2 protein-coding genes are annotated in these 1,214 nt (G+C 27.1%); both read left to right on the top strand.

The features are described from left to right. Nucleotides 1–206: hypothetical protein (locus HMPREF9073_RS16385; protein WP_009413881.1), on the top strand; the 206-nt coding region annotated here is incomplete at its 5' end. A gap of 190 nt (nucleotides 207–396) precedes the next feature. Further along, entirely contained in the window at nucleotides 397–801 is a 405-nt protein-coding gene (locus HMPREF9073_RS11210) for a hypothetical protein (RefSeq protein ID WP_009413882.1), read from the top strand. Nucleotides 802–1,214: the final 413 nt, after the last annotated feature.

Here is a 1,214-nt window from a genome sequence, read left to right on the forward strand (position 1 = left end):
TTTCTAAACTATCTTATCGAGGCTTTTTCTATGTAAAAAATAAACATTTATTTATGAAAATATATTTTAGACACCCACAAGGAGGGATAAGAACAAAGAAAATCCTTACAGCTGTGTGTGATGGAGTTCTCTATTTTAGGTATGAAGATGAGTGCGAAAAGAGTATAAGGTTAACTCCTATCAATGCAAAATACAATCAACAATAGTTTTTCCAAAAAATGGAAACCTTTAGAACTTATAATCCTTTTACATAATGATAAGAAAAATTATCATATTATTAATTTTATTTGTTTCTACTACTGCTTGTTGGTATATAGGAAAGACAAGTGAATATGGCTTACCAAGACGAAAATAAGACCTTTACCTGAAAATACTGATTATAGTAAAATAGATACGATGGCATTGTATAAATTGGATAGCTACTATTTTTACAATAGTTTAGAAAAGAAAATAAACGATTTTACAAAAAAAGAAAACGACTCTTATCCTTACATAAGTTATTTAAAATTCTATAGCAAAGGCAAATTAGGTCTTTTTATAATATCTAAACAAGATACCTTAAATCTGCAACGGTGTTTTTTTAATCCTCAAAAAGCCAAAATGGGGTATTACTATATTGAAGGTAATAAAATTAAAATTAAAATCTCAACTATTGGTAATGCTACCTTGTATGTTAGTAGAAAAAAAGGTTTTATATATGATGATTCTATAGACATAAGACATCATAATTACTATGGTAATATTTTTATAAAAAGGAATGTTCCAAAAGAACTTTTAGAAGGTTGGGAACCTGATTGGTAAGCTTAATATTTTTTAGCGTAATACAGAAATTATAATCCTTATTCATTATAGTAAAGACATTTAAAATATTAATTGCTTGCGTACTACTTGTCTCTTGTGCCGATTATATCCCTAAGAGAGTAAGCAAGAATTTTTCCTATTGCTACGACCCTCATACGGATTATAGCAAAAATTCTCTTGTGAAATTCAATGGAATTTATAAGATTTGTTACTGCGATTCTATATCTATAGAATGCAATGAAAATTGCTCTTTTAAGTATATGAGATTCTTTCCTAATGGTATTTGTGCTACAAGTTCAAGAATAACTCATAATCTCAATTTTGAAAAAGAATTGATAGTAGATAATGATACTTTGTGTGTTTTTAACTTAGAAAATAGTGCTTATACTGTATCAAAAAATGTAAATGAATTT

The sequence above is a fragment of the Capnocytophaga sp. oral taxon 326 str. F0382 genome (assembly GCF_000318295.1).
Taxonomy (GTDB): Bacteria; Bacteroidota; Bacteroidia; order Flavobacteriales; family Flavobacteriaceae; genus Capnocytophaga; species Capnocytophaga periodontitidis.

Coding starts and splice junctions, on each gene's coding strand:
- HMPREF9073_RS11210 (WP_009413882.1), top strand. CDS start 397: ATGGCATTGTATAAATTGGATAGCTACTATTTTTACAATAGTTTAGAA.